Below are 12,842 nucleotides of genomic sequence, written 5' to 3'. Positions count from 1 at the left end.
ATGTTTACAGCTATTGTACGTTTTTCAATCAAGAAGAAACTATTTGTAGGACTCACTACTCTCTTCCTGTTTATCGGAGGTATCTATGCGATGCTGACACTACCTATTGATGCCGTGCCCGACATTACCAATAATCAGGTACAAATAGTGACCGTATCCCCTACACTCGCGCCACAAGAGGTGGAACAACTCATCACTATGCCTATCGAAATAGCGATGAGCAATATTATGAATGTCGAAGATATCCGTTCTGTCAGCCGCTTCGGGTTATCGGTCGTAACGGTCGTTTTTAAAGAAAGTGTCCCCACACTCGATGCACGGCAGTTGATAAATGAACAAATACAAAGCGTAACAAGCGAGATTCCCTCCGAACTCGGAACACCGGAAATGATGCCCATCACCACCGGTTTGGGAGAGATTTACCAGTATATATTGAAGGTAGCTCCCGGATATGAGAAGAAATATGACGCAATGGAACTCCGCACCATTCAAGACTGGATGGTGAAACGTCAGTTGTCCGGTATACCCGGTATAGTAGAAATCAATAGTTTCGGCGGTTACCTGAAACAATATGAAGTAGCCGTCGATCCGGACGCCCTGTTTTCTTTGAATATCACTATCGGCGAGGTGTTCGAAGCACTTAGCAGCAACAACCAAAATACCGGCGGAAGCTACATTGAAAAGATAAAGAACGCCTACTATATCCGGTCGGAAGGTATGATTACCCGCATCAAGGATATTGAACAGATTGTAGTGACCAACCGGAATGGGATTCCGGTACATATCAGTGATGTAGGAGTTGTCCGCTTCGGTTCTCCAAAGCGTTTCGGTGCCATGACAAAGGATGGTGAGGGCGAGTGTGTCGGCGGAATTGCCATGATGCTGAAAGGTGCCAACGCAAATGTAGTGACTCAAGAACTCGAAAAACGGGTAGAAAAAATACAGCAGCTATTACCCGAAGGAGTCAGTATAGAACCTTACTTGAACCGTTCGGAACTGGTAAACCGAAACATCTCTACGGTTGTCAACAACCTGATTGAAGGAGCGGTTATCGTCTTCCTTGTACTCATCCTCTTCCTCGGCAACCTCCGTGCCGGACTGATTGTAGCATCCGTCATCCCGCTGGCAATGCTCTTCGCTTTTATCATGATGCGTGTATTCAATGTCACCGCCAATCTAATGAGTCTCGGTGCCATTGACTTTGGTATTGTAGTAGATGGCTCTATCGTTATCTTGGAAGGTATCCTCGCCCACATTTACGGAAAACAATTCCGAGGCCGCACACTGACCCGCAAAGAGATGGACAAAGAAGTGGAAAAAGGAGCTTCCGGCGTTGCACGTTCCGCCACCTTTGCTGTATTAATTATCCTTATCGTCTTCTTCCCCATCCTTACATTGAACGGGATTGAAGGGAAATACTTCACCCCCATGGCCAAAACACTTGTGTTCTGCATTATCGGAGCCTTAATTCTTTCACTGACTTATGTTCCTATGATGGCCTCCCTCTTTCTGAAGCATACCATTGTTGTGAAACCCACCCTTGCCGACCGCTTCTTCGAGAAACTGAACAAGATCTACCAGCACACCCTGCGCGCCTGTCTTCGTTACAAATGGCGTACCGTCATCGTAGCCTTCTCTGCGCTGATCGGTTCACTTTTTCTCTTTACCCGCCTGGGAGCAGAATTCATTCCTACTTTGGACGAAGGAGATTTTGCCATGCAAATGACACTACCCGCAGGAAGTTCGCTGACCGAAAGTATCGAAGTATCCCGCTTGGCAGAGAAAGCATTAATGGATAAATTCCCTGAAATCAAACATGTTGTAGCCAAAATAGGAACGGCGGAAGTTCCCACTGACCCGATGGCGGTGGAAGATGCCGATGTGATGATTATCATGAAACCATTTAAAGAATGGACAAGTGCCGGAAGCCGTGCAGAAATGGTGGATAAAATGAAAGACGCACTTGCTCCGCTCTCCGAACGCGCCGAATTCAACTTCTCGCAACCGATACAGCTTCGCTTCAACGAGCTGATGACGGGAGCAAAAGCAGATATTGCCATCAAATTATATGGAGAAGACACGCACGAATTATATGAAAGAGCCAAAGAAGCAGCTACCTTTGTAGAAAAAGTGCCGGGAGCAGCGGATGTCATCGTTGAGCAGACGATGGGATTACCCCAATTAGTAGTGAAATACAACCGTGGCAAAATAGCCCGTTACGGCATCAACATACAAGAGCTTAACACCATTATCCGAACTGCCTATGCCGGAGAGTCAGCAGGTGTAATCTTTGAAAACGAGCGGAGATTCGATCTCGTGGTCCGGCTTGACCAGGAGAAAGTGGCCGACTTGAATCTTGATAAGTTGTTTGTACGCACTTCGGAAGGAATTCAAATCCCTGTTGGAGAGGTAGCAAGCATCGACCTTGTCAGTGGACCACTGCAAATCAACCGGGATGCAACCAAACGGCGCATCGTCATCGGTGTCAATGTGCGTGACGCAGACATCCAGCAAGTTGTCGCCAATATTCAAGAGACATTGAACAAGAACATCAAACTGAAGCCGGGATATTACTTCGAATACGGCGGCCAGTTCGAAAACTTGCAAAATGCCATCAATACCTTACTGGTGGTCATCCCCGTAGCATTAATGCTCATTCTATTGATTCTGTTCTTCGCATTCAAGAACATCACCTATACCCTGATGGTATTCTCAACCGTCCCCCTATCGCTCATCGGTGGTATCGCCGCACTTTGGCTACGCGGACTTCCGTTTAGCATATCGGCCGGAGTAGGATTCATCGCTTTGTTCGGGGTGGCAGTATTGAATGGTATCCTGATGGTAAATCACTTCAACAAACTTCGTAAACAAAATACCTATTCCATGACTACAAACCAGATTATCAAAAGAGGGACTCCACACTTGCTCCGTCCTGTATTCCTGACAGGACTGGTTGCATCTCTGGGATTCGTCCCGATGGCAATAGCCACTTCAGCCGGCGCAGAAGTACAACGTCCGTTGGCAACAGTGGTCATCGGTGGCTTGATTATTTCTACCGTACTGACTTTACTCATCATTCCGGTGTTTTACAAAATTGTAAATTCATTTGCTACCTGGAGACGTCCGGGAATCAAACTGCGCTGGCCTTTCGGGGGATTGTGTCTCCTGTTCTTGTTTCTTCCCGCGTTCGTTTCCGCTCAACAGACACAAACAATCAGTCTCGAACAGGCGATAGAAATAGCCAAACAAAATCATCCTCGCCTGAAAATAGCCAATAATGCTATTCAACAAGCCAAAGCCACTCGCGGAGAAGTGATAGAAGCAACGCCTACCTCGTTCAGCTATTCCTGGGGTCAACTTAACGGAGAAAACAAAAAAGACAAGGAACTGGCTTTCGAGCAAAGTCTGGGCTCCCTTCTAACGCCATTCTACAAGAATGCGTTAGTCAACCGTCAGGTAAAAACGAACACCTATTATCGGCAGATGGTAGAGAAAGAAATCACAGCAGAAGTGAAAAGGGCGTGGGCCTACTACCAATATGCCACTAATCTCTGTTCAATGTATCGGGATCAGGATAAAATGGCAGAAGAACTGCAGCGCATCGGAGAATTACGATACCAACAAGGAGAGATCACCTTGCTAGAGAAAAATATGATGACCACCATAGCTGCCGATCTGCATAACCGCTGGTTCCAAGCAAAAGAAGAAGAGAAAATGGCATTGGCACGTTTCCAATGGAGTTGCTACTCCAACGATCCCATTGTTCCGGTGGATTCCACTTTATCCTTATTCTATACCGGCATTTCGGATGGAAACCTGTCGGGAGCACATACTGCCTACTTTCAAAGCCAGGCAGATGAAGCGAAAGCAATGCTCCGTGTAGAGCAGAGCCATTTCTTTCCTGAAATCAGTGTGGGGTATACCCGTCAGGACATTCTCCCACTTAAGAATCTGAATGCCTGGATGATCGGGGTTTCTTTCCCCATCTACTTCCTGCCACAAAAGAGCAAAGTGAAGCAGGCACGGCTAACTGCCACTTCAGCGCAAATACAGGCAGATGCCAACATCCGGGAGTTAAGAAATAAAACACTCGAACTGGAAGCATCCCTCCGCAGATACAACGAAAGTTTACGATATTATACCTCTTCTGCCTTGAAAGAAGCGGACGAACTGACAAAGGCAGCCAACCTGCAATTGCAGCAGAGCGAAACAGGCATTGCCGAATATATACAGTCGATTACCACCGCCAGAGAGATACGCAGAGGCTATATTGAAACAGTCTACCAATACAATATTGCTGCACTGGAATATGAACTTTTCAAGTAGGTGGAAGATCGAGACATTGAATGACATACATCACCCAGAATAATTATTATAAAACATAAGATATGAAAAAGATAGTTTATCCCATCCTTCTACTAGTTCTAACGGCTTGCAAAGGAAACCAGCAAACTACAAATAACGAATCCGCCGCAATTCCCGTTGCCGAAACGATAGCAGATACCATCGCACAACCCGAAGTGGATGCCATCACTTCAGCTACCTCAAAGCCTAATCAGGTTTCGTTCAACGGACGAATCGTTCTTCCTCCTCAACGTCAGGCAACCATTGCTTTAACCATGGGAGGCATTGTAAAAAAGGCTTCTCTGCTTCCAGGGCAATGGGTGGCTGCAAACAGTGTAATCGCCACGTTAGAGAATCCGGAGTTCATCACCCTGCAACAAACTTATCTGGACAGTCACGCACAAACCGAATATCTCTTAGCTGAATACGAACGGCAAAAAAATCTGTCTGCCGAACAAGCAGCTTCTCAAAAGAAATTCCAGCAAAGTAAAGCGGACTTTCTCTCCATGAAGAGTCGCCAGGACGCCGCTGCTGCACAACTTTCTCTTTTAGGCGTTCAAACGGAGACATTACTTAAGAACGGAATACAACCGCTACTGGAAGTCAAAGCCCCCATTAGTGGTTATGCCGCTAATGTAGCGATGAATATCGGCAAATATATCAATCCGGGAGAAGCACTTTGCGAACTTATCGATAAAAGCAGCCCGATGCTTTGCCTGACTACTTACGAGAAAGATCTTGCAGACATACAAGTCGGCAGCCCGGTACAGTTTCGTGTAAACGGAATGGGGACACAAACTTTTCACGGCATCGTGATTTCCATCGGACAAAAAGTAGACGAAACCAATCGTTCGCTCGAGGTGTATGCTTCCATCAAGGAGGAAAATGTGCAATTCCGCCCCGGTATGTATGTCACGGCACACATTCAGAAACAATAATTGACCAACTTTGACAACAGCATTGACATTTTATAACCGGTAACTCATAATTTACCACTATCTTTGTTGTATGATAGCCAAAGCAATAAAAAAAGATAAATATATACTTTCCACAGTCATCATCTCCTTAGCGGTTGCTGTACTGATTCATTTTCCTGAATCAGTATCTCTTTTCGACCGTTTCGAAAGTCATTCCTTATTCCCGGGGATGAAGTTTATAGATGTGGCAAACGAAATCCTGTTTACCTTTCTGTCGCTATTGTTACTTTTTGCCATCAATACCCGTTTGTTTCATTTCAATCAGGCTTCCATTAAAATTACAGGGACAAAGATTTTGCTTTCCTTTATCGTGACATGGATATTGAGTAACTTGTCAGGACAGTTTTTTGTTTTCCTTCACAGAACATTTGATATTCCGGCCATCGATGCCATGGTACATCATTATTTGCATCCATTGCGGGATTTTATTGTGGCATGTCTCGTCACCAGTAGCTGCTGCATCATTCATCTTATATTCAAGCAGCAACTGGTACTTATTGAAAACGAACAGCTTCAGGCAGAGAATCTCCGCAATCAGTATGAAGTACTGAAGAATCAGCTGAACCCACACATGCTGTTCAACTCGCTGAATACCCTGCTTTCGCTGGTACGCGAAAATCAAGATAAAGCGCAGGATTACATTCAGGAACTCTCCCGGGTACTAAGGTATACTTTGCAAAGTAATGAGTCACAATGTGTCAGTCTCCGGGAAGAAATGGAATTTGTTTCCGCTTATATATTTCTATTAAAGATGCGTTTTGAGAACAATCTACAATTCGACATACAGATAAGCAATGCCTACGAAGAATATCTCCTCCCTCCAATGGCGGTGCAAGTGTTGATTGAGAATGCAGTAAAGCACAACGAAATCAGCAACCGGAAGCCGTTGACCATTCATATCACGACGGACGATAACGGCAATTTGTCTATCAGCAACGACATTCAGCCCAAATGGACTGCAACTTCCGGAACCGGCATCGGACTTGCCAACCTTGCCAAGCGATACAGGCTCTTGTTTAAACGGGATATACAAATAACGGAGGACAGAGAGTTTACAGTTTGTATTCCTTTGATTGAAAAATCACAACTAGAACAATAATCACCATGAAGATTGTCATTATAGAAGACGAAAAAGCAGCAGTACGAAACCTGACTTCACTGCTTAATGAAATAAAACCGAATGGAGAAATCGTGACCATACTGGATAGTATCAGTTCCACTATCGAATGGTTCAGTTCTCATCCGATGCCGGAACTGGTATTCATGGATATTCACCTGGCAGATGGTTCCGCCTTCGAGATATTCAATCATATCAATATTACTTGTCCGATTATCTTTACAACTGCCTATGATGAATATGCGTTACGTGCATTCAAAGTAAACAGCATCGACTACTTATTAAAACCCATCGGTAAGGAAGACATAGAACACGCTTTCGATAAGCTCCAAGGTTTACAGGATGCTGCTGACAAACACCAGTTTCCTTTTCCACAACAGGAGAATGAGCTACTGAAACTAATACATTCACTCCAAAAGCAAGAAAACTATAAAAGTCATTTCCTTATTCCTACCAAAGGAGACAAACTATTGCCCGTTTCTGTAGATATGATACAATTGTTTTATATTAAGGACTGTCAGGTCAAAGTAGTCTTAACCGATGAAACCGAATACTGTTTTTCTCAAACATTAGATGAACTTACGGAGTGTCTCAATCCTTCTCTTTTCTTTCGGGCTAACCGCCAATATCTTATTTCGCGAGAAGCTATCAAAGATATTGACTTATGGTTCAACAGCCGCCTGTCCATCAACTTGTATTATTCAGGAATCAAAGAAAAAATACTTGTCAGCAAAGCCCGAGTAGCAGAGTTTAAAGAGTGGTTCTCTAAGAGAAAACGTTGATTCCGAGACATTGCCTTCTTAGAACAAATAGCAAAACAAAGTGTTTCATGCCGTGAAACGATTGGTTTCAACGCTTGAAACAAGCAGTTTCACGGCATGAAACACTTTGTTTCTCACCGAGGAAACTTTAGTTTCAAGCCTCTGAAACTGCAGTTTCCCCTAATGGAAACTAAAGTTTCCCGCCTTGAAACTAAAGGTATCCCCTGTTGAAACTTCTATTTACATACAAGCTTATATTTATATGCAGGCATGTTCATTTCAAACGGTGATAGATGAATGATTAGGTGACAGGTGGAGAACAATCTATCACCACCCTGAAAGCTCGATGAACAATGCGTTTCAGAAGGATGGTGATAGATTGAAAGATGATTTCCATTTTTACGTATGGAAAGTTAGAATATGTGCCATCATTCAATGACAGCTGCAAAGCCACCATTTCTAACCATCTTTATAGTTAGCTGCTCCCCGGCTTTCACTTGGGATGACTTGCAACGATAATCCATCGCCTGACGTCCTGCGTTGATACCATCCTCAAAAGATGTCATTTGATAAGAGCGATCTTTATTCAAGAAATCTAACTTTATGGTAAACTCACGTTCCTTTTCACCATTGTTAGTCATTCCTCCTATAAACCACTTATCACCTTTCCGTTTTGCTACAATGACATATTCACCCGCTTTAGCTTCCAGTGCCACAGTCTCGTCCCACGTTACGGGAACTTGTGTGATGAAACGGGTACAATCTTCATTACGATAATAAAGAGTAGGATTATCCGCCAACATCTGCAGGCCACTTTCAAAAACCACAAAGAGTGCCAACTGATAAGCACGTGTTCCGATACTTGCAGCATTAGGACGTTCCGACCGATATACATTAGGCTGCATACTAATCATCGCTCCGGGAGTATAATCCATCGGACCGACAGCATTACGCATAAACGGTAAATACAGACTATTATCCGGATAACAACCGCCCATTTGTTCCATGCCACGCACTCCTTCGTAAGACAATACATTCGGATATTTATATTCCAGTCCGGCAGGTTTGAAAGAGCCATGAAAATCGACAAACAAATGATGTTTGGCTGCTTCCCGGGCTACCCGTTCGTAATAGTTGACCATCCACTGATCGCTTCTGTCCATAAAATCAATCTTAAGTCCTTTTACTCCCCATTCATTGAAAGTCTTGAAGAGATCAAAATTGTTTTCTACCGTCAACCACGTCAACCAAAGCACAATCCCTACATTTTTTTCTTTGCCATAACGGATCAACTCGTGCAAGTCTACTTTGGGATTAGGCGTATAAGGATCACGTGTACTTTTAGCCCAGCCTTCATCCATAATGATATATGGAATACCAAATTTAGAAGCAAAATCAATGTAATACTCATAAGTATCCAAGTTATAACCGGAAACAAAATTCACATCCGGTCCGTAAGGAGAAGCGTCATTCCACCATTCCCAGCTCACCTGTCCCGGCTTAATCCATGAAACATCCTGAAGTTGATTCTTTTCAGCCAGTTTATAAGTCATTGTATTCTCAATCAACTGCTTATCATTTTTACTTATCACAAAGTAACGCCAAGGATAATTTCTCGTACCTTTTGTTTTAGCAATGTAATCAGCTTCTTGAGTAATCTTCACGCTACGATCACTGTTTTCAGCAAACGCAAGCGGAGCTTTAGGAAAAACAGAAATTGCTCCGTTCGTGCCCGTTCCTTTGAGAAACATACATGGATAATCAGCCAGATCCGACTCGCTGATTAATATTTTATAGTCTTTTTGTGTGTCAATCAATACCGGCAAAACAGCTATCCGTTCTTCAGGCTTCCACGCATTACTTTGAACATGTGTGTAAGGTTCCTCATAAGCTGTATGGAAGCCTCCCGGTTGTTGCAAGTGAAGAAGATAATCCGACGGGAAGTTGATAGCAAACTCTTCGTTCATTACTTCAACATCACCTTTTTGTGAGGTAATAAACCGGTAAGCAACTCCATCGTCAAAAGCACGGAATTCTACTGAATAATCTTTAAAGGTCAGTAGCAATTGATTATAACGATTATTGACTTTCGCATATTTCAAAGGAACAATAGGAGTTAATTGCTCGTCGACACTCGTACGTTTCTGACGGCGCAGTTTGGGATTTTGTCCCAACACCTGATTCCTCAATGTCAACTGAAGGGAATTGTCTTTCAACAATACATCTCCGTTATAATCTATACTATAATAGATTTTATCCGAGAGATTCAAGGACACTTTCAGCTCTCCATTGGGAGAAATTAACTCTAACTTATTCTGTGCACGAAGTAGTGATGCCAAGCACAAACACACAACTAACAGGAAATATCTTCTCATGATTTAGATATTTAATTAATAATCGTTTTACAATGGCAAATGTAATAAAAACATCACTTCGTACTATCAAACGGACTGGGTAATACTCCTTCAAAAGTTATTTTCACTGGTTTGATATACCCGTTTTCATCAAATTTACCTGATATTTCATTGTCTTTCCAGGCAACGACAAAGAAGGAGCTACCGCTTCATCCGATACCGCACGCTTATAGTTCGGTTTACTGCTCATGACAAAACGTAGTTTCACGCCATCACGTATATCCTCATATTTCAAATAAGATTTGTCATACTTCTTGCCATTCACATACAATTCCTTTACATACACATTCTTCGGCGACCAATTATCTGCTACCATTTCAATCACTTTTCCGTTGCTCATCCGAACTGTTATTGCCTCAACGCAAGGAGAACCGATGTTATACATATTGCTTGAAGGAGCCACCGGGTAAAAGCCAATGCAATTGAACATATACCAAGCCGACATCTGTCCGCAATCGTCATTGCCACTTAATGCATCCGGAGTATCGCCATAGAAACGTTCAGCAATCGTCCGTACCCACTTCTGACATTTCCAAGGTTCTTTCAAGTAATTATAAAGATACGCTACATGATGGCAAGGTTCATTTCCATGCCAATAGGCTCCGATACGGCCTTGAATATCATGTGCTCCCGGAATGTCATCCGGCAGCTCTACTGTGAACAGTTCATCCAACCGGTTGCGGAACCAATCTTCGCCAGCTTCGTTCATATATCCTTGTACATCTTGTGGTACGTACCAGGTATATTGTACAGTAAAGCCTTCCGTAATATCCCCCCATCCATTTACAGATCCGGGTCCCTGATAAGCTACCGGAGTAAACGGTGTACGCCAGTTTCCCTGACTGTCCTTGCCACGCATATACTTCGTTTCCGGATCAATCAAAGTCTGATAAGAGAGTGCACGATTCAAGAAATAACGATAATCATCCTCTTTACCCAAAGCCTTGGCAGCCTGTGCCATGCAATAATCATCATACGCATATTCCAATGTTTTAGATACTGATTCCGCCTCTTTATCGAAAGGCACATATCCCATCATACGATATTCCGGCAAACAGTCATAATTCGGATTCATCGCCGTGGTCTTCATAGCCTCATACGCACGTTCGTAATCGAATCCTTTCACTCCCTTCACAATCATGTCAGCCAATACGGAAACTGCATGATAACCAATCATACACCAAGTCTCATTTCCATAAAACGACCAGATAGGAAGCATTTTCTCCACACTTTTATCATAATGAGCCAGCATGGAATTGGCTATATCGGCATTCACTTCCTGCTGCACCAGATTAAACCAGGGATGCAAAGCCCGGTAGGTATCCCAAAGAGAGAATACCGTATAGTTGGTAAATCCTTCGGCTTTCTCTATATTTTTATCTAATCCGCGAAATTGTCCGTCTGCATCCTGAAAGATGAACGGATGCAAAGCCGCATGATAAGCCGACGTATAGAAGGTTCTTTTCGTTTTACGGTCGGCAGTAAGGGTATATTTTCCAAGTTCTTTTTCCCATAGTGCTTCTCCTTTAGCTTTCAGATCATCGAAAGCGAGTCCGGCAAGTTCCGCCATATTGTTCTTTGCCCCGTTTGTGCTGACCGATGAAATAGCAGTTTTTACAATCACTTCCTCTCCGGCTTTTGTATCAAAAGAGATGCAAGCCATCAGATTCTTTCCCCAAGCTTCATAGCTGCTACGAAACCGGGAGGTATTGTAAATCACCGGTTTCTTATTCTGCATAAAGCGCAAGCCGGTCAACTTTTTAGAGAAAGTAGCCGTGAAATAAATATGCCGTTCCGGTCCCCAGCCTTTTACCAGTTTATATCCGGTGATGGTAGAATCATTTTCCATGCGCAGATTCGCCCATTCACAAGATTGCCATAAAGTATGGTTCATATCGATCATTATAAAAGCTTTATCCGATTGAGGATAGGTGAAGCGAAACATACCACTACGTACTCCTGACGTCATTTCAGCCTTTACTCCATAATCTGACAGTTCTACCGCATAATAATTAGGTGATGCCCATTCCTTTTCATGAGAATAACGTGAACGGTATCCCTTTTCCGGCTCCTCACGTGTCCCCGGATCCAGTTTCATCTCTCCTGTTCCGGGAATAAACAAGAAGTCTCCCAAATCAGGTATACCAGTCCCGCTTAAATGAGTCAGACTGAACCCCAACAAGGTGGAATGATTATATTTATAACCGGAAGCCGCATCATAGTATTTACTATCCGTGTCCGGACTCATCTGAATTCCTCCGAAAGGAATCTGCGCACCCGGATACACATTACCATAACCATCTGTTCCCACAAATGGATTCACATAATCAATCAGTTTCTCGGTTTGAGCCATGCCTGGCAAAATACTCACCAGGCACAGCCATACTAAAAACAATCCTCTTTTACCCATTACACTCACCATATTTACATTATTATGCTTGTATATCACCTACCGCAACTTGATATTCATGCCACAGTTCATCAATATTATATTCGTCTCCTAAAACATGCTTGATAGCTCCATCAAACGACCAAGGGATAACCTCCAATGTACTCCGGTTAAACTTACGCAGGAATTCAGGATCTTTGTTGTCACGTAACCACACGAAGAAATAACCCGCCGTACGGTATCCGTCCATATAATTTCCACCTTTCGGACGGGCATTCGGTCCGTCAAATCCTCCATTGGCAACCCGCACAGCATCTGCCATTCCCTCGATAAATGCCCAGAACACACGATTGGTTCCATAAGAACCAATTCCCTGCGGTTCCAGCTGATATGCGTGCGTCAGTTCATGCAAGAGCACCCCGCGCGTTTCGAAAAACAACTTTGCCGTATCATTCGCTGCAAAAGATTTTTCAATATGACGTGTACTGTAGAAAATCGTCACATCACCATTGCCACCGCCTTTAGCAGAAATACCGTTGATATCTTCCAAAGTATAATGTATCTTGTGCACTGCGGGAATACTATCTTCCGGAGAATTGTAAAGAGTAGCTAATACAGTACGTGCCTGTTCCTTGATATACGATTCAGCATCGGGAATGATCCGGTGGTAAATGTCCGATCCCAGCGTTTCCGGTGCTTTATCCTCAAACAATACAGCACCTGTATTGTACTCTTTCCATACATCAGAATTATCCTTCACCTGTTTTTGCACACTTGCAGCACAAGCCCCCATACCTACCAGCAGGCAGGCTGCATAGATTAAATGTATCTTTTTCATAC

At 43.4% G+C, this 12,842-nt stretch carries 7 protein-coding genes; 4 read left to right on the top strand and 3 right to left on the bottom strand.

What is annotated here, in order from left to right:
* The 4 genes from HMPREF9009_RS07960 (at position 1) to HMPREF9009_RS07945 (ending at position 7,220) form a co-directional block, all read left to right on the top strand.
* Positions 1-4,326: a CusA/CzcA family heavy metal efflux RND transporter gene (locus HMPREF9009_RS07960; protein WP_049701849.1), complete on the top strand. Its 4,326-nt coding sequence runs from the start codon at positions 1-3 to the stop codon at positions 4,324-4,326.
* Positions 4,327-4,388: 62 nt separating this feature from the next.
* Positions 4,389-5,282 carry an efflux RND transporter periplasmic adaptor subunit gene (locus HMPREF9009_RS07955; protein ID WP_049701848.1) on the top strand — a complete coding sequence of 298 codons (894 nt, stop codon included), beginning with the start codon at positions 4,389-4,391 and terminating at the stop codon, positions 5,280-5,282.
* Between the two features lie 70 nt (positions 5,283-5,352).
* Positions 5,353-6,420 (top strand): sensor histidine kinase, encoded by a 1,068-nt coding sequence (locus tag HMPREF9009_RS07950; RefSeq protein WP_049701847.1) that lies wholly within the window; start codon positions 5,353-5,355, stop codon positions 6,418-6,420.
* Positions 6,421-6,425: 5 nt separating this feature from the next.
* The gene (locus HMPREF9009_RS07945) at positions 6,426-7,220 is read left to right on the top strand and encodes a LytR/AlgR family response regulator transcription factor (protein ID WP_004311025.1); all 795 of its coding nucleotides are present in this window, start codon (positions 6,426-6,428) and stop codon (positions 7,218-7,220) included.
* A 407-nt stretch (positions 7,221-7,627) separates the two neighbouring features.
* On the opposite strand, the gene HMPREF9009_RS07940 is transcribed toward HMPREF9009_RS07945, so the two are convergent.
* The 3 genes from HMPREF9009_RS07940 to HMPREF9009_RS07930 form a co-directional block, all read right to left on the bottom strand.
* Positions 7,628-9,574 carry a glycoside hydrolase family 97 protein gene (locus HMPREF9009_RS07940; protein WP_049701846.1) on the bottom strand — a complete coding sequence of 649 codons (1,947 nt, stop codon included), beginning with the start codon at positions 9,572-9,574 and terminating at the stop codon, positions 7,628-7,630.
* A gap of 103 nt (positions 9,575-9,677) precedes the next feature.
* Entirely contained in the window at positions 9,678-12,035 is a 2,358-nt protein-coding gene (locus HMPREF9009_RS07935) for a GH92 family glycosyl hydrolase (RefSeq protein WP_049701845.1), read from the bottom strand.
* Positions 12,036-12,045: 10 nt separating this feature from the next.
* Positions 12,046-12,840 carry a basic secretory family protein gene (locus tag HMPREF9009_RS07930; protein ID WP_008020566.1) on the bottom strand — a complete coding sequence of 265 codons (795 nt, stop codon included), beginning with the start codon at positions 12,838-12,840 and terminating at the stop codon, positions 12,046-12,048.
* Positions 12,841-12,842 lie beyond the last annotated feature (2 nt).

Source organism: Bacteroides sp. 3_1_13 (assembly GCF_001185845.1).
Lineage (GTDB): Bacteria > Bacteroidota > Bacteroidia > Bacteroidales > Bacteroidaceae > Bacteroides > Bacteroides xylanisolvens.
Note: the sequence above shows the minus strand (reverse complement) of the source record. Positions and strands in the feature narration are given on the sequence as shown.